27 protein-coding genes are annotated in these 25,572 nt (G+C 41.6%); 20 read left to right on the top strand and 7 right to left on the bottom strand.

Translation table 11 applies throughout. The features are described from left to right. The first annotated feature begins 74 nt into the window (after positions 1 to 74). The 3 genes from cccA (at position 75) to DFR59_RS06795 (ending at position 2,457) form a co-directional block, all read left to right on the top strand. On the top strand, positions 75 to 443 hold the full coding sequence (cccA, locus tag DFR59_RS06805) for a cytochrome c550 (protein WP_114744891.1): 369 nt from the start codon (positions 75 to 77) through the stop codon (positions 441 to 443). Positions 444 to 631: 188 nt separating this feature from the next. Next, complete coding sequence (locus tag DFR59_RS06800) at positions 632 to 1,336, top strand: tRNA (adenine(22)-N(1))-methyltransferase (protein WP_114744890.1); 705 nt, start codon at positions 632 to 634, stop codon at positions 1,334 to 1,336. Continuing rightward, the gene (locus tag DFR59_RS06795; RefSeq protein WP_114744889.1) at positions 1,336 to 2,457 is read left to right on the top strand and encodes a Nif3-like dinuclear metal center hexameric protein; all 1,122 of its coding nucleotides are present in this window, start codon (positions 1,336 to 1,338) and stop codon (positions 2,455 to 2,457) included. Before DFR59_RS06800 ends, DFR59_RS06795 begins: the two co-directional genes overlap by 1 nt. A 228-nt stretch (positions 2,458 to 2,685) precedes the next feature. Here the strand turns inward: DFR59_RS06795 and DFR59_RS06790 are convergent, their stop codons facing one another. Next, positions 2,686 to 3,645, bottom strand: coding sequence for a 4-hydroxy-3-methylbut-2-enyl diphosphate reductase (locus tag DFR59_RS06790; RefSeq protein WP_114744888.1), 960 nt, complete (start codon positions 3,643 to 3,645; stop codon positions 2,686 to 2,688). A 137-nt stretch (positions 3,646 to 3,782) separates the two neighbouring features. Next, entirely contained in the window at positions 3,783 to 4,487 is a 705-nt protein-coding gene (gene vrrA, locus DFR59_RS06785; RefSeq protein ID WP_114744887.1) for a VrrA/YqfQ family protein, read from the bottom strand. Positions 4,488 to 4,689: 202 nt separating this feature from the next. Between vrrA and DFR59_RS06780 the strand changes: the two genes are divergently transcribed. Both DFR59_RS06780 and DFR59_RS06775 read left to right on the top strand, forming a co-directional pair. Further along, positions 4,690 to 5,997: a DEAD/DEAH box helicase gene (locus DFR59_RS06780; protein ID WP_114744886.1), complete on the top strand. Its 1,308-nt coding sequence runs from the start codon at positions 4,690 to 4,692 to the stop codon at positions 5,995 to 5,997. A gap of 19 nt (positions 5,998 to 6,016) precedes the next feature. After that, positions 6,017 to 6,910 (top strand): deoxyribonuclease IV, encoded by an 894-nt coding sequence (locus DFR59_RS06775; RefSeq protein ID WP_114744885.1) that lies wholly within the window; start codon positions 6,017 to 6,019, stop codon positions 6,908 to 6,910. A 172-nt stretch (positions 6,911 to 7,082) separates the two neighbouring features. On the opposite strand, the gene DFR59_RS06770 is transcribed toward DFR59_RS06775, so the two are convergent. Next, positions 7,083 to 7,337, bottom strand: coding sequence for a DUF2624 domain-containing protein (locus DFR59_RS06770; RefSeq protein ID WP_114744884.1), 255 nt, complete (start codon positions 7,335 to 7,337; stop codon positions 7,083 to 7,085). A 125-nt stretch (positions 7,338 to 7,462) separates the two neighbouring features. On the opposite strand from DFR59_RS06770, the gene DFR59_RS06765 reads away from it, so the two are divergent. The 4 genes from DFR59_RS06765 (at position 7,463) to DFR59_RS06750 (ending at position 10,535) form a co-directional block, all read left to right on the top strand. Beyond that, positions 7,463 to 8,356 carry a YitT family protein gene (locus DFR59_RS06765; RefSeq protein WP_114744883.1) on the top strand — a complete coding sequence of 298 codons (894 nt, stop codon included), beginning with the start codon at positions 7,463 to 7,465 and terminating at the stop codon, positions 8,354 to 8,356. Between the two features lie 130 nt (positions 8,357 to 8,486). Beyond that, the gene (locus tag DFR59_RS06760; RefSeq protein WP_114744882.1) at positions 8,487 to 9,248 is read left to right on the top strand and encodes a metal ABC transporter ATP-binding protein; all 762 of its coding nucleotides are present in this window, start codon (positions 8,487 to 8,489) and stop codon (positions 9,246 to 9,248) included. A 16-nt stretch (positions 9,249 to 9,264) separates the two neighbouring features. Further along, the gene (locus DFR59_RS06755; protein ID WP_281269346.1) at positions 9,265 to 10,110 is read left to right on the top strand and encodes a metal ABC transporter permease; all 846 of its coding nucleotides are present in this window, start codon (positions 9,265 to 9,267) and stop codon (positions 10,108 to 10,110) included. Between the two features lie 11 nt (positions 10,111 to 10,121). Beyond that, positions 10,122 to 10,535 (top strand): Fur family transcriptional regulator, encoded by a 414-nt coding sequence (locus tag DFR59_RS06750; protein WP_114744881.1) that lies wholly within the window; start codon positions 10,122 to 10,124, stop codon positions 10,533 to 10,535. Between the two features lie 55 nt (positions 10,536 to 10,590). On the opposite strand, the gene DFR59_RS06745 is transcribed toward DFR59_RS06750, so the two are convergent. After that, positions 10,591 to 11,169, bottom strand: coding sequence for a hypothetical protein (locus DFR59_RS06745; RefSeq protein WP_114744880.1), 579 nt, complete (start codon positions 11,167 to 11,169; stop codon positions 10,591 to 10,593). Between the two features lie 164 nt (positions 11,170 to 11,333). Between DFR59_RS06745 and DFR59_RS06740 the strand changes: the two genes are divergently transcribed. Then, a complete protein-coding gene (locus DFR59_RS06740; protein ID WP_245948405.1) occupies positions 11,334 to 11,765 on the top strand; it encodes a DUF4190 domain-containing protein in 432 nt (143 codons plus the stop codon). 108 nt (positions 11,766 to 11,873) lie between these two features. Here the strand turns inward: DFR59_RS06740 and ispG are convergent, their stop codons facing one another. Together ispG and DFR59_RS06730 are read right to left on the bottom strand one after the other, a co-directional pair. Next, positions 11,874 to 12,992, bottom strand: a complete 1,119-nt coding sequence (ispG, locus tag DFR59_RS06735; protein WP_114744879.1) for a flavodoxin-dependent (E)-4-hydroxy-3-methylbut-2-enyl-diphosphate synthase — start codon at positions 12,990 to 12,992, stop codon at positions 11,874 to 11,876. Between the two features lie 114 nt (positions 12,993 to 13,106). Next, positions 13,107 to 13,445, bottom strand: a complete 339-nt coding sequence (locus DFR59_RS06730; RefSeq protein WP_114744878.1) for a hypothetical protein — start codon at positions 13,443 to 13,445, stop codon at positions 13,107 to 13,109. Positions 13,446 to 13,525: 80 nt separating this feature from the next. On the opposite strand from DFR59_RS06730, the gene DFR59_RS06725 reads away from it, so the two are divergent. Next, positions 13,526 to 14,746, top strand: a complete 1,221-nt coding sequence (locus DFR59_RS06725) for an MFS transporter (protein ID WP_114744877.1) — start codon at positions 13,526 to 13,528, stop codon at positions 14,744 to 14,746. A 35-nt stretch (positions 14,747 to 14,781) separates the two neighbouring features. On the opposite strand, the gene DFR59_RS06720 is transcribed toward DFR59_RS06725, so the two are convergent. Continuing rightward, positions 14,782 to 15,561 (bottom strand): DUF1189 domain-containing protein, encoded by a 780-nt coding sequence (locus tag DFR59_RS06720; RefSeq protein ID WP_245948404.1) that lies wholly within the window; start codon positions 15,559 to 15,561, stop codon positions 14,782 to 14,784. Positions 15,562 to 15,689: 128 nt separating this feature from the next. Here DFR59_RS06720 and DFR59_RS06715 point away from each other — a divergent pair, with 128 nt between their 5' ends. The 9 genes from DFR59_RS06715 to pstB (DFR59_RS06675) all read left to right on the top strand — a co-directional run bounded on the left by DFR59_RS06715 (position 15,690) and on the right by pstB (DFR59_RS06675) (position 25,564). Next, a complete protein-coding gene (locus tag DFR59_RS06715) occupies positions 15,690 to 16,172 on the top strand; it encodes a DUF456 domain-containing protein (RefSeq protein ID WP_114744875.1) in 483 nt (160 codons plus the stop codon). Between the two features lie 150 nt (positions 16,173 to 16,322). After that, positions 16,323 to 16,931: a superoxide dismutase SodA gene (sodA, locus tag DFR59_RS06710; RefSeq protein WP_114744874.1), complete on the top strand. Its 609-nt coding sequence runs from the start codon at positions 16,323 to 16,325 to the stop codon at positions 16,929 to 16,931. 323 nt (positions 16,932 to 17,254) lie between these two features. Beyond that, the gene (locus DFR59_RS06705) at positions 17,255 to 18,490 is read left to right on the top strand and encodes an MFS transporter (RefSeq protein WP_114744873.1); all 1,236 of its coding nucleotides are present in this window, start codon (positions 17,255 to 17,257) and stop codon (positions 18,488 to 18,490) included. 238 nt (positions 18,491 to 18,728) lie between these two features. Further along, complete coding sequence (locus DFR59_RS06700) at positions 18,729 to 20,918, top strand: peptidoglycan D,D-transpeptidase FtsI family protein (protein WP_114745249.1); 2,190 nt, start codon at positions 18,729 to 18,731, stop codon at positions 20,916 to 20,918. 166 nt (positions 20,919 to 21,084) lie between these two features. Next, positions 21,085 to 21,984: a phosphate ABC transporter substrate-binding protein gene (locus DFR59_RS06695; RefSeq protein ID WP_114744872.1), complete on the top strand. Its 900-nt coding sequence runs from the start codon at positions 21,085 to 21,087 to the stop codon at positions 21,982 to 21,984. A gap of 213 nt (positions 21,985 to 22,197) precedes the next feature. After that, complete coding sequence (gene pstC, locus DFR59_RS06690) at positions 22,198 to 23,061, top strand: phosphate ABC transporter permease subunit PstC (RefSeq protein ID WP_425454703.1); 864 nt, start codon at positions 22,198 to 22,200, stop codon at positions 23,059 to 23,061. Then, the gene (pstA, locus tag DFR59_RS06685) at positions 23,061 to 23,948 is read left to right on the top strand and encodes a phosphate ABC transporter permease PstA (protein ID WP_114744870.1); all 888 of its coding nucleotides are present in this window, start codon (positions 23,061 to 23,063) and stop codon (positions 23,946 to 23,948) included. The genes pstC and pstA overlap by 1 nt, the downstream gene beginning before the upstream one ends. A gap of 29 nt (positions 23,949 to 23,977) precedes the next feature. Continuing rightward, positions 23,978 to 24,778 carry a phosphate ABC transporter ATP-binding protein PstB gene (pstB, locus tag DFR59_RS06680; RefSeq protein ID WP_245948419.1) on the top strand — a complete coding sequence of 267 codons (801 nt, stop codon included), beginning with the start codon at positions 23,978 to 23,980 and terminating at the stop codon, positions 24,776 to 24,778. A gap of 12 nt (positions 24,779 to 24,790) precedes the next feature. Next, complete coding sequence (gene pstB / locus DFR59_RS06675; RefSeq protein ID WP_114744868.1) at positions 24,791 to 25,564, top strand: phosphate ABC transporter ATP-binding protein PstB; 774 nt, start codon at positions 24,791 to 24,793, stop codon at positions 25,562 to 25,564. The last annotated feature ends 8 nt before the right edge of the window (positions 25,565 to 25,572 follow it).

The following is a 25,572-nucleotide window of genomic DNA, read 5'->3' as shown; positions in this document are numbered from 1 at the left end:
AGTAAAATAATAGGTGTTTGTACACAATAGTAGTAGCGGTATTCGCAAGGTTCTTACATAAGGGAGGTTGAATCATGAATCGTAATCCAGTAGTTCCATTCATACTAATCATGGTATTTGGAATTGGTCTTATCTTTTTCCTATCTGTAAAAGGTCTTGGCGACAGCGACGAGGTAGCCAAAGAGAAAAAAGGTGGAGAAAAGACTGAACAGGCAAGCTCTGGGGAATTTGATCCTAAAGCATATTTCCAAAAAACATGTGCTTCTTGCCATGGCCAAAACTATGAAGGCGGTTTCGGACCTAGCTTAAAAGGCGTAGGAGAAAAGAAATCAAAAGCTGAAATCAAAAAAATCATCACTCAAGGACAGGGAAAAATGCCTCCTGGCCTAGTTCAACCAGAAAATGCCGACCAAATGGCAGCATGGGTAAGCAAAATCAAATAATTTCAATTGAAAGAAGCTGTTTCGAGGGTCATTATTGACCAGATTTCGAGGCAGCCTTTTTCTTGTCCTTTTTATCCAGCTGGAATCAACCATATTTAGAGCGAACAAAGCTGTCAGAAACTTTTTTTCTTATGAGAATAACGGTACAATACTAATAGATTTAATAAATACATAAATGTGGTGAAAAAATGAATAGTGAAAAATTATCGCTGCGCCTTGAAAGAGTCGCTTCTTATATACCAAAGGGATCTGTCCTTGCCGATATCGGTTCTGATCATGCTTACCTGCCTTGCTATTGCATTCTGAATGGAATCGCTTCTTCTGCTATCGCTGGTGAAGTAGTGGAAGGACCATTTCAGTCTGCGAAAAAGCAAGTAAAACAAAATGGTTTGGAAGAAAGGATCTCTGTCCGTAAAGGGAATGGTCTAGAAGTTATTGAACCGGGAGAAGTTGACTGCATCACGATTGCCGGAATGGGCGGACCGCTGATCGCCTCCATATTGGAAGAAGGTAAAGAAAAGCTGGCTGATGTCAAAAAACTTATCCTCCAACCCAATATCGGGGCTATTTCCATTAGGGAATGGCTCATTGAGAATGGTTGGGAATTGAAAGAAGAAGAAATCCTTGAAGAAGACGGCAAAGTTTATGAAATCTTGGCGGCAGAACAAGGGAATCCCAATAAACCATATCTGAATTTGGATAGGGATTTGTTAATGGGTCCATTTTTAATAAAGGACCAAAATGCACCATTCCGAAAAAAATGGCAGGCAGAGGTTACTCAGTGGAAAAATATCCTTAATCAGCTCCAGGGCGCTGGAGATAATGAGAAAACCTCTGAAAGGAAGCAAGAAATAACCAAGAAAATTCAATTGGTTGAGGAGGTATTGGATTAATGGGAAAACAAGTGAACGGACATGAAGTGATCCAGCTTTTTGAAAGTTTTTCCCCGAAGAAATATGCAATGGACGATGATCCGATCGGACTTCAAGTAGGGCATCTGAACAAACCGATAAAAAAAGTGCTTGTTGCACTTGATGTATTGGAAGATGTTGTAGATGAAGCGATTGGAATGGAAGCGGATTTAATCATTGCACACCATCCACCGATTTTTCGCCCTTTAAAGAAATTAGCTTTAGATTCAGCATCTGGAAGAATCATTGAAAAATTAATTAAACACGATATTGCAGTCTATGCTGCACATACCAATCTAGATGTAGCTAAAGGCGGGGTAAATGATCTGCTGGCAGATGCACTGGGATTAAAAGATATAAAAGTGATGGTGCCCACTTTTGAAGAAAAGCTTAAGAAACTGGCTGTTTTCGTTCCGGAATCACATGAAGCGGCTGTAAGGGATGCTCTTGGTAATGCTGGAGCAGGGGCAATTGGGGCGTATAGCCGCTGCAGTTTCAGTTCAAATGGTACCGGAAGATTCTTGCCAGGCGAGGGCACGGATCCTTATATAGGGACGAAAGGGAAGCTTGAAGAAGTCAATGAGTGCAGGATTGAAACTATTTTTCCGGAGAATATGGAACGCAAGGTCATTTCTGCGATGATGAAAGCACATCCGTACGAGGAGCCTGCTTATGATATCTTGCCATTGCATAATCAGGGTGAAAGGCTTGGATTGGGAAGAGTCGGCAGTCTGGATAAAGAAATGACTTTAAAAGAATTTGCTCTGCATGTTAAGAAGGTCTTCGATCTACAGGGCTTGCGTGTAGTTGGTGATCTTTCTTCCTCAGTTAAGAAAGTGGCTGTTTTGGGGGGAGATGGCAATAAATATTTCACCCAAGCCAAATTCAATGGGGCGGATGTGTATGTAACAGGGGATTTCTATTATCACACCGCACATGATGCCATGATGATGGGGCTTAATATTGTCGATCCAGGACACAATGTAGAGAAAGTAATGAAAGCAGGCGTTGCGAAACGCATGGAATCCCTTTCTAAAGAGATGGGATGGGAAATTGAATTTATTGCATCTGAACTTAATACAGATCCTTTCCAATTTCTATAAGAAAGGAAAAAGCAATGCCGGTCAGAAAATGACCGGCATTGCTTTTTCGTTGTCTAGGAAATTATAAAATATTACCTTGTGGATAGTTCATACAAGGTAGTCGACGTCCAGCTCCAGCGCCTAGCCCCTCGAGTCATAAGCCGCACCTCTACGGAAATCAGGATTTCCGTAGAGTTCCGTAGAGGTGCTGGTCGGGGCTGATCGAGGCTCTTGCGCTTTTGATCTTAATTATGATGAAGTGGGTAATTTAGCTTTCTTCACTTTTGGCAGAATTTTATCGAGAGGCACTTTATGCTCTTTATTCCATGTCGCTTCATCGTTTGGATCATAGGCATCCAGGAAGTTGATGACTTCTTTTACAATCGGAGTTGGAGTTGAAGCCCCTGCAGTGACAGCTACTTTCGTTACGCCTTTTAACCATTCCAGTTCGATTTCTGAAACATCAGAAACCCGGTAGGCTTTAGTCCCTGCAATTTCCTCTGAGACCTGAGCTAATCGGTTGGAGTTGTTGCTCTTAGGGTCTCCGACTACAATCAGCAGATCTGCTTCTCCTGCCTGCTCTGCAACAGCTTCCTGCCTTACTTGTGTAGCAAGGCAGATTTCCTTGTGTTTTTCAGCATGAGGATATTTTTGCTGCACGACTTCCATAATGTCACCGACATCCCACTGGCTCATGGTAGTCTGGTTGGTGACGATGATTTTCTCATTTAGGATATCAAGATTTTTTACATCTTCGACTGATTCCACAAGATGGACGATATGCGGCGCGACTCCGACTGCTCCTTCTGGTTCAGGATGGCCTTTTTTGCCGATGTAGATAACATCATAGCCCTCTGCTTCTCTTTGAAGAATCAGGTCATGGGTCTTTGTTACATCCGGGCAAGTAGCATCTAGAGTGACCAGTCCTTTTTCCTTAGCAATCTCCCTTACTTCTGGAGATACACCGTGGGCAGTGAAAATGACGGTGCCGCCATCTACTTTTTCAATGATTTCTCTTCGGTTCTTTCCATCCAATGTAATGATGCCTTCGTCTTCAAAGGCATTCGTAACATGCTGATTATGAACGATCATACCAAGTATATATATCGGGCGTGGAAGTGATTTATCCAAAGCTGCGTTGCGGGCGATAACCATTGCATCTACAACACCATAGCAATATCCACGAGGAGCTATCTTTATGATATCCATTAATAATCCTCCTAATATCTTAAACAATTCCCTCTTATTATAAAGGACAGTGGTAAAGAATACAAAGACTTGCTCGCAAATCACCTACAATGAAAAAGGCTGATTCTGTTGTCCAAAACAGAGAATCAGCCATCAGTTTAAATATATAGTTTGGGTTTTGAAGAACCTCTTGCGGGCTTTTCTGCGCTATGACTTTCTGAGTTTGATGGGTCCTTTTTCTTTCTTCTCTTTTCTGAAACCAGCTTGTCGGTTTTTTCTTTTTCCGTAACTGAGTCTTCTTCAGAAGCTGAATCTTCCTTCGTACTGCCTGTAGTGGAAGTATCCTCGCTTTGGTCATCTGAAAAATCAGCGTTTTTCAATCCTCTGTATAATCTCCACATTGCAGGGAGGTTTCTCATTAATGGTCCATATTGCTGAACCATTGGTCCGATCTGTCCGGCTGTTTTCAATAGGGATTGAGTATTCCCAAGGAAAGACTGGATGGTTCCCGGGTTTGTCAAACTGCTAAGGATGGATCCTCCTCCTTGGCCGGCCCTTTGGAACCCTGTCAAGGCATTGGCCCCTCCTGCTCCAGCTGCCCGGTTTCCTGCAGCAGCAGCTCCTCCTGATTTCTGGAACAACTTGGATAGAAGACCGCCCCCGCCGTTTCTACCCGGTCCTCTGGTCCCAATGCCCCTATTGCCCTGGAACCCGCCTCCGAAAGGCGACATTCCTCTCTGGGGCTGCCCCATCATCATTCCAGGCTGTCTTCTGAATTGTGATGGACCCATTCCCATTTGAGGAAAGTTCTGTGAGCGTCTGTTCATTGACATGGGTGGTGGTGTAAATCGTCCTGGCGGCATATCTTTTTCCTCCCTTCATTAGCCCAAAATCTCTCTATACTACAATATGCATTTATGTGGAATTGGTCTGGTGAAAATGCGGAAATACTTAGTCTTTTTTGCTAAAACCGCAATTTCTCATATTAAGTGGAAGTTTTGATGAATGTTTATTATAATTACAAGATGGACTTTTATCACGTTTCGACAAAAAAGGAGTGACACAATGGCTAATAATCAATTTGAACATTTTAGTTTCAAGCCATTTATTAATACAGCAATACAAGAACTAGGCTTTAAGAAGCCCACAGAGATACAGGAAAAAATGATTCCTGCAATCATTAAAGGAGAGAGTTCAATCGGCCAATCCCAAACCGGGACAGGTAAGACACATGCTTATCTATTGCCGATTTTACAGAAAATCGATCCTGAAAGAAACGAAGTACAGGCGGTCATAACAGCTCCCACAAGAGAATTGGCCAATCAAATCTATAAAGAAGTCTTAAAGATCACTAAATTTTCCGAAGAACCCATCACTGCCAGATGTTTTATTGGAGGGACGGATAAACAAAGAACAATCGATAAACTTAAAAACCAGCCTCATATTGTGGTAGGGACTGCCGGAAGAATCAATGATCTTGTGAAAGAAAATGCATTATTTGTCCACTCTGCTGAAATGCTTATCGTGGATGAAGCGGACCTTATGCTGGACATGGGATTCATTCATGAGGTTGATCAAGTAGCTTCAAGAATGCCTGAAAAACTGCAGATGCTTGTTTTTTCTGCCACCATTCCAGAAAAGCTGAAACCGTTTTTGAAAAAATATCTCGAAAATCCAAGCTATCAGCATGTACAGCCTAAACAGCTTTCTGCAGAAAAAATTCAGCATGTCCTTGTTCCTTTGAAAAGCCGCAAAAAAATCAATCTCCTCCACGATATGCTTATCTCTTACAATTCATATTTAGCAATTGTGTTTACAAATACAAAAGCAAACGCAGATTATGTAGCAGATGCACTGATTGAGAAAGGTCTTAAGGTTGGAAGGATTCATGGAGATCTATCCCCAAGGGACCGGAAGAAGATGATGAAGCAAATCACCAATCTTGAGTTTCAATATATCGTCGCAACCGATCTAGCTGCACGCGGAATCGACATTGAAGGTGTAAGCCATGTGGTGAACTACGAACTTCCAAGCGATCTTGATTTTTACGTTCACCGTTCAGGCCGGACTGCGCGTGCAGGTCTATCAGGAGTTGCAGCAACGATATATTCACAAACGGATGAAGATGCATTGAATAAGCTTGAAAAAATGGGTATTGAATTCATTACATTGGATCTTCAAGGAAAAGAATGGGTCGAGATCTCGGATCGAAACAGACGTAAAAAACGCGTGAAACAAACGGATGACTTTGAGAAAAAAGCAAGAGGACTTATTAAGAAGCCTTCTAAGGTCAAGCCGGGGTATAAGAAAAAGATGCAGCGCCAAATCGATACTATGAAGAAGAGAGAGCGCCGTTTAAATAAGAAAAAGTAATAGGGAGAGTGTTTTAGCAATGCTTAAAATTGGTTCCCATGTATCCATGAGCGGAAAGAAAATGCTTCTCGCAGCAAGTGAAGAAGCTGTTTCCTACGGAGCGAATACATTTATGATTTATACAGGAGCCCCTCAGAATACAAGAAGGAAAAAAATTGAGGACTTGAATATAGAAGCTGGACTAGAGCATATGAAAGAAAACGGCATAGAGGATATTGTGGTTCATGCCCCTTATATCATCAATATCGGGAATACCACAAACCCGGACACGTTTGAACTTGGCGTCAATTTTTTGCGCTCTGAGATTGAACGTACGCATGCCCTCGGAGCCAAGCAAATTGTCCTTCACCCAGGAGCTCACGTAGGTGCTGGAAGTGAAGAGGGAATAAAGAGAATCATTGAAGGGCTTAATGAAGTGCTTGTAAAGGAACAAGAGGTGCAGATTGCCCTTGAAACCATGGCAGGAAAAGGCTCGGAATGCGGAAGGTCCTTTGAGGAATTGGCTCAGATCATTGATGGGGTCCATTTGAACGAAAAGCTTTCTGTCTGTTTCGATACTTGCCACACACACGATGCAGGCTATGATATCGTCAATGATTTTGATGGAGTACTGAACGAATTCGATAAGGTTGTCGGTTTAGACCGAATTAAAGTACTCCATGTAAATGACAGCAAGAACCCAACCGGCGCCAGAAAAGACCGTCATGCCAATATCGGCTTTGGCCATATCGGTTTTGAGGCATTAAATTATATCGTTCACCATCCACAGCTTAAGGACGTACCTAAAATCCTGGAAACGCCTTATGTCGGGGAAGATAAGAAGAATAAAAAGCCGCCATATAAATTCGAGATAGAAATGCTGAAGAAGCAAGCATTCGAAAGCGACTTGCTTGAAAAAATCCTTGCTCAATAATAAAATAAAAGTAGAAAAAAGCTGGAATCCCAGCTTTTTTCTATACCCAAATCCAAATCCAGCTCCAGCGCCTAGCCCCTCGAGTCATAAGCCCTAACTCTACGGAAATCAGGATTTCCTTCGAGTTCCGTCTTATGCTGGTCAGGGCTTACCAAGGCGCTTCCGCTTTCAATTAAGAGGTAAATTGAATAAAAAGGGCATTCAGCTCTTTTGCTACGCTTGGTCCTGCTATTTTGGCTACATCCCTCACCAGCTTGGAACGTTGGGCATCATCGAAAATGTTAATATTTTTCCCCCTAATATGATTAGCAATTTTCTCAGCTTGATTTTGATTAATCTGGACATTGTACTGTTTAGCGTACTTCAGCAGTTCTTCAGGCGTAACTGTATTGATCTTGTGATTCACTACATTTTGCAGCAATTTCATCGCACATCACTCCTCTACAGATACATATGACGGAAGGAAAGAAAATGTGACGAAAAAAAACGGGTGTTCTTACATATGATAAAAAGAGTGATCCTGTTTTTAATAAATGTTCGAAAGGAGAAACAATGGAGGAAACGAAAGTAAAAAAAATACATAGGAAAGAAAGTTTAGGCCACTTAATCATTAGATTCATCTTTATTATCATCGGATCTGGCATGGCTGCAGCGGCCATTGAATTATTTTTGGTCCCCAACAGGATAATAGATGGCGGGATCATCGGTATATCTTTGATATTGAGTTTCTTATTTTCGAATGATTTTCCCATCATTAACTTTGGTACATTAGTGGTTGTCCTCAACCTGCCATTTATGTATTCAGGATACAAGCAGATTGGGAAGACGTTTATGATTTCATCGGTCTTTGCGATCATTTCACTTGCCGTCATAGAAGAAATGCTTCATCATGTAAGTCCTTTTGTTACTGAACCCATTTTGGCAACCGTCTTTGGCGGACTATTATTAGGCGCCGGTGTAGGAATCGTCATCAGAAACGGTGGTTCCATGGACGGAACGGAAATATTGGGCATCATTCTTACAAAGAAATTGCCATTTTCGGTTGGGGAATTTGTAATGTTCCTCAATGTGTTTATTTTCGGATGGGCTGCCTTTGTATTCGGCATAGAAGAAGCGATGTATTCCGTCATGACCTATTATATTGCCTTTAAAACGATTGACACGGTGATACAGGGGCTTGATGAGACAAAGGCAGTCATAATAGTCTCAGACTATTATGAAGAGGTTTCTGAAGCCATCCTTGACCGCATGGGTCGTGGAACCACGAAGCTTAAAGGCAAAGGCGGCTTCACCGATAATGAAAAAGATGTTATTTATGTGGTGGTCACAAGGCTGGAAGTTACCAAACTGAAGGGTGTGGTTGCAGATATTGATAGGGATGCATTCATCACAATCATGAATACGCAGGAAACAAAAGGAGCAAAGTTCAAATCTGCCATCCATTAAAAGGAATGGGTGCTGCACTCACAATAGGGGGCAGCGTCCATTCCTTTTTGTTTACATTCGCGCTGCTTTCCTGTATACTTCATAAATGGTTTTTAAATCGGAATCATTCTTATTCAAGGATGTGAGTAAAATGACAAACAATGTAATTGAAATAAATGATGTCAGTTTCGGGTATGAGAGGGATCTCGTTCTTGAAGATATCAATCTTACGGTTCCCGAAGGTTCTTTTTTAGGGCTCGTAGGACCGAATGGATCGGGAAAATCCACCTTGCTGAAAATATTACTTGGGATTTTGAAGCCTCAACACGGTGACGTGAAGATCTTTGGGGAAAAGATATCCAAATTTTCGCAGTGGGAGCGGATTGGGTTTGTTTCTCAAAAAGCCAACTCCTTCAATTCAGGTTTCCCGGCGACGGTATTTGAAGTGGTATCCAGTGGATTGACCAAGAAAATAGGATTATTTAAATTTCTTCGTAAAACAGATCGAAATGTAATCATAAAAGCATTGGAATCTGTGGGTATGCAGGATTATCTTAATAGAAATATCGGCGAGCTTTCAGGTGGTCAGCAGCAGCGTGTTTTTATAGCACGGGCCATTGTGAGCAGCCCTGACATTCTGATATTGGATGAACCGACTGTCGGCGTTGATGCAAAGAACGTTCAATCTTTTTATGAGATGCTTGACCGCCTTAACAGCGATTTAGGCATTACTCTTGTGTTAGTCACTCATGATATCGGAACGATCAGCAGCAAAGTGACTCATGTTGCATGCCTGAATAAGCACCTGCATTTCCATGGGGATGCAGATGAATTTGAAAGAAGAAGCAGGTCTGATTTATCACAATTTTATGGGCATGATGTTCAAATGCTTGAACATCAGCATTCCCATTAATCAGAAGGTGAACAAATTGTTTAGTGCCATTTTTCATTATGAATTTTTACAGAATGCATTTCTGACAGGGATGATCATTGGAATCATTGCTCCATTACTGGGTGCATTCATTGTGGTCAGGAGGCTCTCTTTGATCGCTGATGCCCTTAGTCATGTAACGCTTGCTGGAATAGCGGCAAGCCTGTTTTTAAGCAAACAGACAGCTCTTTTCGCAAATGTGAACCCCCTTTATATGGGGATGGTATTTTCGGTAGGGGGATCTGTATTCATTGAACGGCTGCGGAGCGTTTATAAACATTACCAGGAACTCGCAATTCCAATCATCCTATCCGGCGGGATTGGAATAGGGGTTATATTTATTTCACTTGCCAACGGGTTCAATACGGACCTTTTCAGCTATTTGTTTGGAAGTGTAAGTGCAGTGAGCAGGAGCGACCTATGGATCGTGGCAGGCATCAGCATCGCAGTGGCTGCTGCCATTATATTGCTGTACAAGGAATTGTTTCTCCTTTCTTTCGATGAAGAGCATGCCAAGGCATCGGGAATCCCTGCAAAGGCTATCCATTTCGTCTTCATTGTCATGGTGGCGCTTGTGATTGCTGTGTCCATGAGAATAGTTGGGATTCTGCTTGTTTCCTCTTTGATGACGCTCCCGGTTGCGGCGAGCATCAGGATTGCGAACGGCTTTAAGCAGACGATCTTTTATTCCATCCTATTTGGTGAAATCTCAGTCGTTGGCGGCCTGTTCAGTGCGTTTTATTTAAACCTTGCACCAGGCGGGACGATTGTGGTCATTTCGATTATCATTTTATTGATAAGTATAGCTGTCAAAAAGAATCGGAATCAGATCAAGCAGAAATGAGGTGACTGGAAGTGAGGGTACCTGAAGCAATGGAATTATTGAAGGGTAAAGGGTATAAGCTGACGGATAAGAGAGAATTCATGCTGACTCTTTTTTCAAAGAAGGATAAATATTTAACGGCAAAAGATGTCTTGGAGCAGATGAAAACAGAGTTCCCTGGATTGAGCTTTGATACCATTTATCGAAACCTTTCACTCTTTGCGGAACTGGGGATACTTGAGGATACTGAGCTCTCTGGTGAAATGCATTTTCGGCTGTCTTGCGGAGTGGATCATCACCACCATCATTTTATCTGTTTAGATTGCGGGAAGACAAAGGAAATAAAAAGCTGTCCAATGCCTGACGTTCATCCACTTCTTGATGGATTTGAAATTTCAGGGCACAAGTTTGAAATTTACGGGAAATGTCCCGATTGTCAAATATAAAAACCGCCTCGCTGGCTTGACTCCGGCGGGGCGGTTTTTATATTTACGGTTTCCATTAAATTTTCACGTCAGATTTTAGCCACTCGGAAACCCACGCTCGAGCTTCTTCCCAGTTCTTCACACGGATGACTCCTGAAGGAATGGGATCCTGGTTGTAAGGTGTATCAAACAAAATAACTGGAATGTTCAATTCTTCATGGATTTCAACTGCATTGTCATGTTTATCTTCAAAGAAAATATCGACATCGTAAAATTTGGCAGTCTTGATTTTATTATGGGAACCGATCAATTCAATATGATGATAATCAAGATCATTATCATGGAACCATGACTTGGTTACATCAAGGAGGTGGGAACCTCTGGCAGAGATGAAATAAAGTTCAAATTCCCTGCTCCATTTCTTCAAGGTTTCTTTTGCTCCATGAGCCAATGGCGACTCTGCATAAATTGCTGGTTCTGCACGGGAAAACCAATCTGAAAAAGTCTCAGCCGAAATATCAAGGACTTCTGTCAATTCATATTTTGTGATATCCGATAAAGTCAACTGCAAATCAAATTGCTTGTTGATGTAGGGGATAAGTGTTTCAGGAGAGGTTACCGTACCGTCGATATCTATTCCAAAACGTTTTGTCATTTGAAAAACTCCTCATTATTTAATCCTTTTAAAGTGTATCATATTTTAAATAATAATATAAAAAATTCCCAAAAATACACGGTGTGTTAAACATTTACATACTAAAACAATGATCCATGAACAAAATAAGAAGGCTCCTACAATTGAAAGTGAGGGGATTTGTCATGGAAGAGGAACGACGACATGTAGATAGCATTGACCCTGATTTGAAAGTCGGCGGGGAATATGTCGATAATGAGGACCGTGATTATCGCTCCGACTATCTTGAAGGTGAAGATACAGAAGACATCAAAAGAGATTTTGATGCTGATTATCGCGAAGAAACAGCTGCTGAAATAGCTGCTCCAGTTTCACTGCGCCGCGGTTTGGACTATGATGATGACAGGGATGAGTCTTCAGGTGGAAGGGTAATGGCCTATTCTGGACTCGCCTTATCGATTATATCTTTATTCGTACTTCCTGTTTTATTGGGAGCGGCAGGGGTGATCCTTGGATTCATAGCCAGAAGGAAAGGTTCAGATGCAATTGGAAGCTGGGCCATCGGAATCGGGGCCGTTTCCATTATTATCGGAATGTTCGTTTTGCCATTTTTCTAAGGCAAGGAGCTTTTTCATATTAGGGCTATTAACTGTACACCAAAAAGCGCATGCATTTTAATTTGCATGCGCCTTGGTGGCAGTTTTTTTATGTCCGGCTCCGCTTTTCTATGCTTGTTGTGTTTCCTGTTGTTCTTCTTCTTCTTGCTTTTTATAGTATTCTTCTGCAATTTGATCGATTTCTTTTTTTAGTTCTTCAACCATGGTTTCTTCAGGAACTTTTCTTACGATCTTACCTTTACGGAAGAGGAGGCCTTCGCCTCTTGCACCGGCGATGCCGATATCTGCTTCACGGGCTTCACCTGGTCCGTTTACCGCACATCCAAGAACAGCCACTTTAATCGGGGCTTTGATCTTTTGGATGTATTCTTCCACTTCATTTGCGATGCTGATCAAATCGATTTCGATCCTTCCGCATGTCGGACAGGAAATCAATGTTGCCGCATTAGAAGCTAAACCGAATGATTTCAAGAGTTCGCGGGCAACTTTTACTTCTTCAACAGGATCTGCACTGAGTGAGATGCGAAGTGTGTTCCCGATCCCAAGGCTTAAGATGGCCCCGAGTCCGGCAGCACTCTTAACGGTTCCTGCAAAAAGCGTCCCTGATTCTGTAATACCTAAATGAAGAGGATAGTCAAACGCCTGTGCCGCTTTTGTATATGCTTCGATAGCCAAGTTGACATCGGAAGCTTTCATTGAAACGATGATATCATGGAAATCAAGATCTTCGAGGATCTTGATATGATGCAAGGCGCTTTCCACCATTCCATCTGCTGTAGGATAGCCGTATTTCTCCAGGATTTTCTTTTCAAGGCTTCCAGCATTTACACCGATTCGGATAGGAATTCCTTTTTCTTTTGCTGCTTTTACAACAGCCTCTACTTTTTCTCGGCGTCCGATGTTTCCGGGATTGATGCGGATTTTATCTGCGCCGCCTTCTATGGCTTTAAGAGCCAGCTTATAATCAAAATGAATGTCTACGACAAGCGGGATATTGATTCGCTTTTTGATTTCAGCGATTGCATCCGCAGCACGTTCATCCGGGCAGGCTACACGGACAATTTGGCAGCCGGCTTCCTCAAGCCTATTTATTTCGGCAACTGTTGCTTCTACATCATGTGTTTTCGTTGTCGTCATACTTTGTATAATTAATTCGTTGTTTCCGCCAATGGTTAAATTACCAACCTTGACGGGACGCGTTTTTGAACGATGTATTATTTCACCCAAAGGTAATTCGCTCCTTTTATTGATTTCAAATAATCTTACATAATCTTTCTCCGAACTTATTGTAACAGTGAGATGCAGTGATTGACAAGAAATTGGATGCGAAAATAGCTTAGGTCAGGGATAGACAGGAAAAGAATATACTTTTCCGATTTGAATGGATTCCGGCTTGATGCCGTTGTTCAATTCAGTGAAGTCTTTGATGAGCTGGTCTATGGAGACTGGGATGGGGCCGTTGTGCAGCTGTTCGACGATGGTAAGTACAGTATCTCCTGCATTCACCCGCACTTCTTTTACTTCCGGTTGATTGGGATCTTTTTTCACAGGAGCGTCCGCCTGTTGAATCGGCCGATTTACAGAGACGGCAGAAACAGTGGGTAAAGTACCGATTTTAATATCATAATAAACACTATAGACAAGAATAATGAAAATGAACAAAGACAATAGTTTCTTCATTCTTATAATCCTCCTGTGCTTCACTTGCTATATAGATATGCTTGTCCCCCTCAATAATGAGATAAAGGTGATTTTAAATTATGAGCAGATTAAAGAAATTGACGTTTTTTATTGGGCTGCTGCCATTTCTTATGGTATTAGGTAATTCGATGTTGATTCCGATTCTTCCTGCTATTGAACGCGGATTGAATTTAACGGCGGGGCAAGGAAGCCTTGTTTTGAGTTTATTCAGCTTCCCGGCAGCTATCATCATCCCATTTGCAGGTTTTTTATCCGACAGATATGGAAGGAAGAGAATGATTGCCATATCTTTGTGGCTCATCATCACAGGGAGTGTGATTTGTGCCGCATCTGCTTATTTTCCTGGATATGGGCTTCAGGTTTTATTGGCTGGGCGATTCATTCAAGGAGCAGGGGCAGCCGGGACCACCCCATTGGCGATGGCTTTGGCAGGAGACTTATTCACAGGTGGGGAAAGAGCGGAATCGTTAGGAATCCTTGAAGTCTACAACGGGGTCGGAAAAGTCGCAGCCCCCATTATCGGTGCAGCCGCAGCGATGATTTCCTGGGGAGCAGTCTTTTGGGTATTCCCAGTCATTGGAGGGCTCTCCTATTGGGGGATAAGAAAAAACATTAAAACACATGCCTCTGGAAAAGAGCTCGAAAGCATGAAGGAATATGCCGGCAAGCTAAAAAGTGTCTTTATCCGGAAAGCGGCAATCCTTATTCCATTATTTTTATTGGGGGGAATCGGACTGTTTTTATTATTTGGCCTGCTTTATTTCCTTTCATACCATATTCAGGATACCTATCATATTGACGGGTTCTTTAAAGGATTTTCATTTATGTTTCCTTTAGGGGCGCTGACATTGACCTCCTATTGGACGGGAAATGAATTAAAGAGCAATCCTGACAAAAAAAGTCCATTTTTATTGTTGGGAACAACCGTTCAGTTTCTTATGTTTGGGTGCATCCTTCTATTTCCTTCGTTCTCGGCACTGCTTTTCTTTTTGACAGTGGCATTTAGCGGTCTTGGCTTCATCCTCCCATCATTGAATTTAATCATTACCTCCAGTGTGGATGATGGAGAAAGGGGACTTGTAGTCAGCCTATATGGGACAGCCCGGTTTCTCGGGGTCGCCTTGGGACCGATCGTATATGGTGCATGGATAACGAGCGAACATAAAATGTTTCTTTACACATTTTTAATTTCAGTCCTATCTATAGTACTTTACGCAGTTTTCAGGTTCAGGAATTATGGATGGAGCGGATGGAGTTGGATGAGGAAGCGATTTATATAAAAAGCGCCATGCTGAAAGTTGCATGGCGCCATTGGCTACTTGACTTTTGGCTTTGGCATTTCTTTGATGACAAGGGTCAGCATAATCATAATCACTGCCCAGTCTAATACTGCTCCAAGCGGGACAGCTGTCTTCAACAGGTCCATCAATGCGAAGAAGACAGTCGGTAACGTGATGGCGTAAGCAGTGATTCTATAGCTCTGCCTATATGGCAATTTCTTGGACTGGATTCCCGCAAGAACCGTTCCGATAAGTGCGAAGATGGAAACCTTAATGAATCCGACGGCACTGACAAATAAATAATAGATAAGGAACAAGACCGGCAAGATGATCCAGATATTGTCTTTGAAACTTTTTAAGAAGCTGGAAATATCTTTGTTTGTGATATGGAGTCCGTTAAAAGTGGAGTACGGATACTTTTGGACTTTCCCATTGGCAGTAATTACAGCTTCAGTTTGTAATAATCCGATAGCATTTTCTTTTTCTTTCAATTCTTGATCTGTTACCGTTCCGGTTGAATCCAATACGATGGTCATGCCGTCTTTTTTTACAAATACAGGCTTGGAGGAATCGGACTGAAGCTGTCCTCCGTCAATCTTGAAATCAGGCAGATCTTTTGTTAACGTATTTTGTCCTGCTTCAAGCCCTGCAAGAGTCATGGAAGTAAAATGATAAGCCACAGGGATGACTGAAATGAGCATCAGCAAAAATATGTACAGAATCGTTTTCCCGATTCCCTGGAAACGAAATTTTGCAATATCCTTTGGTGAGTAAAGGCTTTTGACGAATTGCTTAAAAATATTCAAATATGACACATCCTTTGATAATCTCTATTTTATTTTATTATCTGGAAGGATTAACTAGCAAGGATTTTCTAAATAGAAGCTTTTCATGTATGATGCTATTAAATGAATTGTTTATCGTTTTAGGAGGGGCTGAATACATGGATTGGTTTTATTGGGGAATCATCATCATTTTGTTCATCATATCGTTCATTGGACTGGTTTATCCTGTCATCCCAAGTGTCCTGTTTATCTTAGGAGGATATATTTTGTACGGTTTGTTCTTTTCCTTTAAGGATTTTTCATGGCTGTTCTGGTCCGTACAGATTTTATTTGTCATTTTGCTGTTTGGAGCGGATTATTTGGCAAATATGATCGGCATAAAAAAATACGGAGGGACAAAAGCAGGGATTTGGGGCAGTACGATCGGGATGATAGCAGGCCCGTTTGTGATTCCGGTTGCCGGTATCATCATAGGACCTTTTATTGGTGCTGTCCTTGGGGAATTGATTGTCAATAAGACTTCATTTAAACAATCCTTGAAAATCGGCCTTGGCTCTTTGATTGGTTTTATCAGCAGTGTTTTCACAAAAGGAATTATCCAAGCTGTCATGATTATTTATTTCTTCTTCCAAGTAAGCTAATGAATAATGGATTCTTTTTTTAGCAAACTAAAAATGACTTCGGCTGTGCATTTTATTTGAACGTTTCATCCAACTTTGGTAATCTTATGATGAAACAGCCGAATGTTTATTCGGATAAAAAATACGACTACATAAAGGGAGGAATTATTCATGGCATACGAACTACCGCAATTACCTTATGCTTATGACGCATTAGAGCCTCACATTGACAAAGAAACAATGAACATTCACCACACAAAGCATCACAATACTTATGTAACAAAATTGAATGATGCATTAAATGGACATGATGAGCTATTAAGCAAATCTATCGAGGACCTTGTTTCCAACCTTGATGCTGTTCCTGAAAGCGCACGCACTGCTGTTCGCAACAACGGAGGCGGACATGCAAACCATTCATTATTCTGGACGATCCTTTCTCCAAATGGCGGAGGCGCTCCAACTGGTGAGATTGCTGAAGCTATCAACAGCAAATTCGGCAGCTACGACAAATTCCAAGAAGAATTTGCAGCTGCAGCAGCTGGCCGTTTCGGTTCTGGCTGGGCTTGGCTTGTTGTGAACAATGGCGAGTTGGAAGTGACTAGCACACCTAACCAAGACTCTCCATTGATGGAAGGCAAAACTCCTGTATTAGGTTTGGACGTTTGGGAGCATGCTTACTACTTGAACTACCAAAACCGTCGTCCTGACTACATCTCAGCATTCTGGAATGTTGTTAATTGGGATGAAGTGAACAAGCGTTTCGCAGCAGCGAAGTAATTCCATTAAATGAATAACGGCTGTCCGTCAAGCAATTGGCGGGCAGCTTTTTTATCGTTTAGGAACTAAAAAAATGTTGCTTACCTTGTGTTTAAATTTGAAGGAAGTTAATATACGTCCAGCTCCAGCGCCTAGCCCCTCGAGGTCATAAGCCGCACCTCTACGGAAATCAGGATTTCCTTCGAGTTCCGTCTTACGCTGGTCGGGGCTGATCAAGGCGCTTGCACTTTTGGTAGTTCCCTATTTTTGTCAATTCTCCTGTCATTGAATAAGGGACCTTGTTCTTTCAAACCCTAAGTTTGAAGAAAAAGGGGAGTTTTTTTATGAGTAAAAAATTTAGATGGACCGGTGAAGTGGAATTGACCAAGGATTTGACGCTGCTTATTTTGATAGGCGGCATTTACTCCTTGAGTATTTCTTTATCAAATACATTTGTGAATATATATTTGTGGAAGCAGACTGGAGAGTTTGTGGATTTAGGGATATATAATTTAAGCATCGTCATTTTTCAGCCCCTGACTTTTATCTTGGCGGGGAGATGGGCCAAGAAGATTGATCGGGTGATCGTACTGAGGATCGGAGTCATTTTTTTGGCCATATTTTACATCGTAGTGCTTTTGGTAGGCGAGCATGCGGCTCATTATTTATTTGTGCTTGGGGCCCTTTTAGGTGTTGGATATGGGTTTTACTGGCTTGCATTCAATGTCTTGACTTTTGAGATAACAGAACCGGAAACAAGGGATTTCTTTAATGGGTTTTTAGGGACATTGACTTCCGCTGGAGGGATGATCGGACCTGTACTCGCTGGGGCGATCATATCAAGGTTTATATCTTATAAGGGGTATACAATTGTTTTTGGCATATCCTTGTTTCTTTTTTCGCTGGCGGTGGTCTTGAGTTTTTCACTAAGAAGACGCCCATCAGAAGGTAAATACTTGTTCAAGAGAATCCTGGAAGAAAGAAAATACAATAAAAATTGGAGTTTGATTACGAGTGCCCACTTTTTCCAAGGACTGCGGGAAGGTACCTTCTTATTTATCATCTCAGTCTTTGTTTTCATTACGACAAAAAGTGAATTTGCCCTTGGTACTTTTGGATTGATTAATTCCGGGGTTTCCTTCATTGCTTATTATGCTGCATCCCGAATCATCAAAAAGCAATACAGGAAACGGGCAATTATGCTAGGCGGGCTGATCTTGTATGGAGCGATTTTCCTCATCATTTTCGATGTGACCTACCCAAGGCTTCTTTTATATGCAGGAACGATTGCGATTGCTTATCCGATGCTGCTCGTACCTTATATTTCAACTACTTACGACGTCATCGGCAGAGGGTGGAAAGCAGCTGAAATGCGGATCGAGTATATCGTAGTCAGGGAACTGTTTTTAAATGGAGGAAGAATTACATCCATTTTAATGTTCATTATTGCTGTCACGCAATTTGATGAAGCAAAGAGCATCCCGATTCTCCTTGCCGTTCTTGGGGCGGGGCATGCTTGCATCTATTTGTTTATAAGGAGAATTCATCTTGATGAACCACTTCCTTCTCCCAGGACTTAATGCAATTCTTGGCGGACATTGCCAGTAATGATAGCTTTGGATGATGGCCGCCTTTTTAAAAATGGATGGAAAATACCTAATTTGCTAGATATATGCAGAGTAAAAGAACCTTTCGACTATAGAAAAACCTCCATGTTTCTTTTACAATGAGGAGAAGACCCTTGTATCTTTAACGAAGGAAGGATTGTATAGATTGAAAAAAACGAAAAAGAAGAAAAAGACACATGTTCCTTTTCGGATGAATGTGTTGTTTTTTGTTGTCTTTTTGCTGTTTTCCGCATTGATCTTAAGACTGGGTGTTGTCCAGATTGTGTTTGGTGAAGACTTTAAACGAGAAATCCAACGGACAGAAGATGTAACTGTCGATACATCTGTACCGAGAGGAAAGATATTCGATACAAATGGGAAGGCTGTTGTCGATAATACCCCATTAAATGCTATTACATATACGAGGACACAATCGACGACACAGGAAGAAGAATTAGATGTTGCGAAAAAATTGGCCAAGATTATTGATAAGCCTGCAGATAAAGTGACAGAAAGGGAAAAAAAGGATTATTGGATTCTTAAACATCCTAAACAGGCAGAGAAGAAAATCACAGCTGCAGAGCGTCAAAAATATCAGAATAAACAAATCGATGATAAGGAGCTTTATCAGCTCCAGCTCGATCGAATAACGGAAAAAGAATTAAAATCCCTTTCTAAAGATGATTTGGAGATTCTTGCCATCTACAGGGAAATGATCAGCGGATATAACCTGGTTCCTCAAATCATCAAAAATAAAGGTGTGACACCTAAAGAGTTCGCGGTAGTAAGTGAACATTTGAGTTCTCTGCCGGGAGTTGATATAACGACGGACTGGGACCGCTACTATGCTTATGGGACAACTTTGAAATCAATACTTGGGAAAGTGTCAAATTCAGACCAAGGACTTCCGAGAGAGCTTGCTGATTACTATGTAGCCCGGGGATACAGCCGTAATGACAGGGTTGGGACGAGCTATATCGAACAGCAGTATGAAGATGTCCTCCAAGGAACAAAAGCCAAAGTGAAGAATGTCACGGATAAAGAAGGAAATGTGATTGACACCGAGACGATTACAGAAGGCCAAAGAGGGAAGGATCTAGTTTTATCCATCGATATCGAACTTCAAAAACGTGTGGAGCAAATCATTGAAGAAGAATTGATGAAGGCAAAATCAACCCCGGGACATGAGCTGCTTGATCGGGCATTTGTCACCATGATGGATCCGTATACAGGTGAAATATTGGCCATGGCCGGAAAACAATATGAAATAGATGAAAAGACGAAAAAGCCAGTTCTGAATGACTTTTCTCTTGGGAATTTCACGACATCCTATGCCATGGGATCCGCTGTCAAAGGAGCGACTGTTTTGACAGGCTACAGAACAGGTGCATTGGAGCCTGGGCAGAAAATTTTCGATGAACCATTATTAATTAAAGGAACGAAAGAGAAAAGCTCCTATAAGAACTTCGGTTTGATCAATGATCTGCAGGCACTGAAATTTTCATCCAACGTGTACATGTTCAAAACAGCGATTAAAATCGGGGGAGGCGTCTATAGGCCAAATGAGCCTCTTCATATCAATATGGATGCCTTTGACACGATGAGAAACAGCTTTAAACAATTTGGACTGGGTTCGAGAACGGGAATCGATCTCCCGGGAGAACAGGTAGGCTATGAAGGATATACACAGGCACCTGGACTTCTTCTTGACTTTGCCATCGGCCAGTTCGATACTTATACTCCTTTACAATTGGCGCAATATATCTCTACCATTGCAAATGGCGGCTATAGAATGCAGCCCCATATTGTGAAGGAAATCAGGGAACCGGTTGAAAAATCCGGTGAAATGGGTCCAATCGTTGAAGAAGTTGAGCCTAAGGTTCTTAACAGGCTTGATATGAAGCCAAGCTGGATCGACCGTGTCAAAGAAGGATTTAGATTAGTGGCACAGGAACAGGGCGGTACAGCTTATTCTGCTTTTTACGCAGGAACTGTTTCTTCCCATCCGACAAACTATAAGCCAGCTGCCAAAACAGGAACGGCGGAAGGCTTGTATGATGGACCAAAACGCCAGGATTTTGTTAAAGCAGGAAAAGATGTTCCGATGACGTGGAACTTGACACTTGCAGGATATGCACCGAATGACCATCCTGAAGTCGCCTTCTCTGTAGTGGTTCCATGGGCATATCAAGATGATCCAAAAAACCCGAGGACCAATACGAATATCGGCAAAAAGATTCTTGATGCTTATTTTGATATTAAAAAAGAGCGTCAGGAAAAAGGATTGGATAAAGCAACCTCCATTCAAAAGGTAGAAAATATTGATGAAGTTGAAAAAGGGCAAGCGAAAGCAAGAAAAGAGAATGACAGTGGTGCCCCGCAAAACGATTCGACTAATTGACATCCGGCAAATGCCGGATGTTTTTTTATTATGGGAAAAAATAAGCAGGATTAAGTTTTTGTCGAATTTACAAAAGCTTAACATTCAGTTAAAACCAAGTTAATAGTCGTCGTTTAATCTTAGTCATGTAGGACAAAACAACCACAGCCTTAGGGGGAATAAAGGAATGAAAAACCTTAAAAAACTCGGATTGATTTTAACCGTTGCAATGGTAGCAGTTTTTGCAGCAGCATGCGGCGGAGCTAAAGATGGAGCATCAGGCGGTAAAGACGGAAAAGAATTATCAGGTTCATTAGTGATTTCCGGTTCTTCTGCTATGCAGCCATTGGTTGCAGCAGCAGCTGAAGAATTCATGAATGATAATCCAAGTGTTGATGTTCAAGTAAATGCCGGCGGATCTGGAACAGGACTTTCTCAAGTAGCAGAAGGATCTGTACAAATCGGAAACTCTGATGTATTTGCTGAAGAGAAGGATGGAATTCCAGCTGACAAATTGGAAGATCATAAAGTAGCAGTTGTTGGTATGACTGCAGCAGTCAACCCTAAAGTAGGCATTAAAAATATTTCAAAAGAAGATCTAATCAAAGTATTCACAGGAAAAATCACTAACTGGAAAGATCTTGGCGGAAAAGATCAAAAAATCGTTCTTGTAAACCGTCCTGATTCATCCGGTACTCGTGCTACATTCGTTAAATACGCATTGGATGGAGCGACTCCTGCAGAAGGAATCACTGAAGATGCAAACAATACAGTATTAAAGATTATCAACGAAACTGACGGTGCAATCGGATATCTTGCTTTCTCTTACCTAAAAGGTGACCAAGCAACTCCACTATCCATTGATGGTGTAGAACCGACTGATGAAAATGTTCAAAACGGTAAATTCCCAATCTGGGCATACGAGCATTCTTACACTAAAGGAAAAGCTGACGGTCTTGCCAAAGCATTCATCGATTATATGATGAGCAAAGATGTGCAAGAAAGCTTAGTTCCAGACCAAGGCTACATTCCTGCTTCTAAAATGAAGGTAGAACGTGATGCTGAAGGGAAAATGAGCAACAAATAATCATTGACAAAAGTTGATAAAAAAGGTGTGGGTAAATGCTGCAAGCATTTACCCTCCATCTATGTTTATGCATGAGTTTATTTCAGATCATTGTAATAGGGAGGGAGTTTGTTGTAGTCCCTATTCAGAATCTAATGTTGTATTAGGGGTGTAATAATAATGGAAAAAACGGTTCCTGCTTCTAAACGATTACTAAAATCGAGTAAGACGAAAATGAACGGGGAATTCAGAGGAAGAATGCTAGTGACCCTATGTGCTGTCATCATGATTGCAGCAACGATTGCCATCACGATTTTCTTAGGCACAAAAGGATTGCAGGCATTTTTTAAAAATGGTGTAAATCCAATTGAATTCTTAACCAGTTCCGATTGGAATCCTTTGAAAGAGAATCCCGAATATGGTGCTCTAACGTTTATTGTTGGATCCTTTGCTGTCACTGTCCTGTCAGCAATCATTGCAGCTCCTCTCGGAATTGGCGCAGCGATATTCATGACTGAAATCGCACCTTCCTGGGGAAGAAAAATACTGCAGCCAATAGTAGAGCTTTTAGTCGGTATTCCTTCAGTCGTTTATGGATTCATAGGACTTACAGTATTAGTGCCATTTGTTCGCAGCCATATTGGAGGTTTAGGATTTGGACTCTTGTCCGGCACCATCGTCCTTTCCGTCATGATCCTTCCGACAGTCACGACGATTGCTACAGATGCCATGGCAACATTGCCTAAAAACCTTAGAGAAGGATCCCTTGCCTTAGGCGCTACAAGATGGCAGACAATCAAAAAAGTATTGATTCCAGCTGCACTTCCATCATTGTTGACCGCCATTGTCCTTGGGATGGCAAGAGCGTTTGGAGAAGCATTGGCTGTTCAAATGGTCATCGGAAATTCACGCGATCTCCCAACGAGTATCTTGGATACAGCAGCAACGTTAACGACAATCATCACTCTAAATATGGGTAATACCACATATGGAAGTGTTGAGAATAACACGCTATGGTCCATGGGCTTGATTCTGTTGATCATGTCATTTGGCTTCATTCTGCTCATTCGCTACCTGGCGTCAAGGAGGAAATTATAATGAACAGCAAAGTTGCAGATCGCATTGCCACAGGGGTATTCGGACTCATTGCAGTCATTATCATTACCATCCTGGCAAGTTTATTCGGATATATATTAGTCAACGGAGTTTCACATATATCATGGAGTTTCATCACATCGCCTTCAAGCTCCATCCGCGCAGGAGGCGGGATTCGTGATCAGTTATTCAACTCGATTTATATTTTAGTCATCACAATGATCATTACCGTTCCGCTTGGTTTAGGCGGAGGAATTTATATGGCTGAATATGCAAAACCGGGGAGAGTGACAAATACGATTCGCTCATGCATTGAAGTCCTTGCTTCACTCCCATCCATTGTCATCGGGATGTTTGGTTTATTGATGTTTGTTAATTTAACAGGCTGGGGATATACAATTATCGGAGGAGCGTTAGCCCTTACTGTATTCAATCTTCCTGTCATGGTGCGTGTGAGCGAAGACGCCATCAGGAATCTTCCTAATGATTTAAAAGAGGCAAGCCTTGCGCTTGGAATCACACATTGGCATACGATTAAGAAAGTATTGCTTCCTTCTGCGTTTCCTTCCATTTTGACAGGAGCCATTCTGGCATCAGGGCGGGTATTTGGAGAAGCTGCAGCCTTACTTTTCACAGCAGGTCTTTCAACACCAAGATTGAACTACATGGATTGGAATCCATTCTCGCCAATTTCGCCATTGAATATTTTCAGGCCGGCAGAAACATTGGCTGTTCATATTTGGGCAGTGAATACACAAGGATTGATTCCTGATGCAAAAGAAATTTCGGCAGGTGCATCTGCGGTACTGATTATCGCTGTACTGATTTTCAACTTGTCAGCACGTTGGATCGGAAGCATTATTCATAAAAAAATGACAGCAAATAAATAAGAACAGGTGTGATAAAAATGTCCACTCTGATGACGGAGATAAAATCCGAAGTAAATAATCGAAAAAATAGTCTGCAAGAAAGCATTTTGAAGGTTGAGGATCTAAGTATTTTTTATGGTGAAAAGAGAGCTGTGAATTCTATCTCATTAGACATTCAAAAAAATGCCGTGACCGCATTGATTGGCCCTTCAGGATGTGGGAAGTCCACATTTTTACGAAGCATTAATCGTATGAATGACCTTATTCCTATTGCCCGCAGCGAAGGTAAAATTTTATATGATGATGTAAATTTATTAGATGAAAAAATAGATGTGGTTGCACTCAGGAAAGAAATCGGGATGGTATTCCAGAAGCCGAATCCGTTTCCAAAGTCGATTTACGAAAATATCACGCATGCTTTGAAATTTTACGGAATCCGCAAGAAAAGCCTCCTTGATAATGCGGTCGAGGAAAGTTTGACAAAAGCAGCTCTGTGGGATGAAGTCAAAGATCGGTTGCACACGTCTGCCTTATCCCTCTCAGGAGGCCAGCAGCAAAGGCTGTGTATTGCAAGGACGATAGCCATGAAACCATCCGTCATGCTCTTGGATGAACCATCTTCTGCACTCGATCCGATTTCGAATGCAAAAGTGGAGGAGCTCATCCAGGATTTGAAGAAAGATTATTCAATCGTCATTGTAACGCATAACATGGGCCAGGCTTCCCGTATATCCGATAAGACTGCATTTTTCTATAATGGAGACCTGATTGAATATGACGATACAGAAACCATATTCACAAATCCATCGGTAAAAAGAACAGAAGAATACATTTCCGGTCGATTTGGTTAAGGGGGAATAAGAATGATTTCAGCTATCTCGCAAAGACAGGTATTTAATGTAAATGATTTAAACCTATGGTATGGAAACAACCAGGCGTTGAAAAATATACAATTTGATGTCAATGAAAACGAAGTGACGGCAATCATCGGACCATCAGGCTGTGGGAAATCGACTTTCATTAAAACATTAAATTTAATGATACAAATGGTTCCCAATGTGAAAATGTCCGGTGAAATCCTATTTGATGGTAAAAATATTTTATCCAATAAGGTCGATCTGGTAGAATTAAGGAAAAATGTCGGAATGGTATTCCAAAAAGGAAATCCATTTCCCCAGTCGATTTACGATAATGTAACCTATGGACCAAAGATCCATGGAACAAAGAAAAAAGGCGTCTTGGATGAAATTGTAGAAAAGTCATTGAAAGATGTTGCACTTTGGGATGAAGTGAAGGACCGCCTGAATGCTCCTGCTCTCGGTTTATCCGGTGGTCAGCAGCAGCGGCTATGCATTGCCCGTGCTCTTGCAACGAAACCTGAAGTTTTGCTAATGGATGAACCGACTTCAGCATTGGATCCAATTTCTACAATGAAAATCGAGGAGCTTGTACTTGAACTGAAAGAGAAATATACGATTGTGATGGTCACTCATAATATGCAGCAGGCGTCACGCGTATCAGATAAAACGGCATTTTTCCTTATGGGAGAACTCGTTGAAATGGACAATACAGAGAAAATCTTCTCTAACCCTGAGGATAAAAGAACAGAGGATTATGTGACTGGCAGATTCGGATAAAGGATGGG

The organism is Falsibacillus pallidus (assembly GCF_003350505.1).
In the GTDB taxonomy this organism is placed as follows: Bacteria; Bacillota; Bacilli; order Bacillales; family DSM-25281; genus Falsibacillus; species Falsibacillus pallidus.
This window is presented reverse-complemented; position numbering and strand designations above follow the sequence as displayed.